The sequence below is a fragment of the Protofrankia sp. CiP1_Cm_nod3 genome (genome assembly GCF_982290655.1).
This window is the reverse complement of the sequence record NZ_CEVIVD010000285.1, coordinates 1-1,050: the sequence shown is the minus strand read 5'-3', so window position 1 is coordinate 1,050 and position 1,050 is coordinate 1. Positions and strand designations below refer to the sequence as shown.

Sequence of the window (1,050 nt, the reverse complement as noted above, 5' to 3'; positions counted from 1 at the left end):
GGCGATGTTGTCGAGAAAAGCCATCCGCTGGTACCAGACCGCGAGCGGCGCCAGCGAGAACAACAGGACCGCGGTGGCCGAGAAAACCCGTCGCAACGTCAGCCGACGGCCCAGCAGATAAAGCAGCGCGCAGCTCACCAGGTGAACGACGAACATACATTCACGGGCGGCGGCCACCGCTGTCGGCGCCCGCTCGAACGCGTGCGTGAACGTCGTGTAGACGGCGATGAGCAGCCATCCCCCGAAGGGATGATCGTACCAGTAGGTGTAGTGGGCGATTTGGCCCCAGTACTCCATGGCATATGCCTGCGCCGTGTAGGTGCCCTCGTCGTCGTTGATGCGGCCGGGCCAGCCGTCCTGGTTGATGCCGTGTACGAGCCCGCAGACGACGAGAACCACGGCGAGGATGATGATGCTCTGCCAGTGCGCCAGCAACCAGACCGAGATCCGGTCGCGGGCGGCCGTGACGGAGTCGACGAACCCGCCGAACCGACGGCCACGCCGGCTGCCGGCCGGCTCCGTGCCGCTGCCGGTGCCGGTGCCGCGGTCGAGAAGCGGAAGCGTGCTGGTGGTCAAAGAACCCCCTCGAACGACTCGGGGAACTGCGCCCCGGGCGGCGCGAAAACACGCTCGCTTCGCCGTTGGCCCTTGCGTGGTTCAGGGAGCTGAACCTCCGGGAGCTGCCGGATCGGCTCCCGGAGCTCACCGGGTGGCTGCCGGGCCTCCCCGATCGGCTTGGCCGGTCTGGCGGCGACCCCGGTTCCGACGGGAATTCCCGGCCTGGCCGCGATCACTGATTCCGCGGGAATCCCGGACCGGACCGGGACACCGGGCGTGAGAACAGGCTCGCGGTGGCTTCGGAGCGCCGGCCGCGGCACCGCCGGTGTCACCACGTGGTGGGCGCCGACATGCGTCGTCTTCTCCCATTCAAGTTTTCGCTGGAACAGCCGCACGACGGCCCGCAGTGCCGCCAGCGACAGCACGAGCTGGTAGACCGGCGCGCTGGCTATCAGCCGGGCGCTGTCCAGCGGAGTCACCCTGATCCGGTAC

Annotated in this window: 2 pseudogenes; both read right to left on the bottom strand. The window is 68.5% G+C overall.

Annotated features, from left to right (window positions below):
- Positions 1-576 (bottom strand): annotated as a pseudogene (locus AC5LUJ_RS24325) (4-amino-4-deoxy-L-arabinose transferase); the annotation flags it as partial.
- Positions 573-1,050 (bottom strand): annotated as a pseudogene (locus tag AC5LUJ_RS24320) (glycosyltransferase family 2 protein); the annotation flags it as partial. The pseudogenes AC5LUJ_RS24320 and AC5LUJ_RS24325, both read right to left, overlap by 4 nt.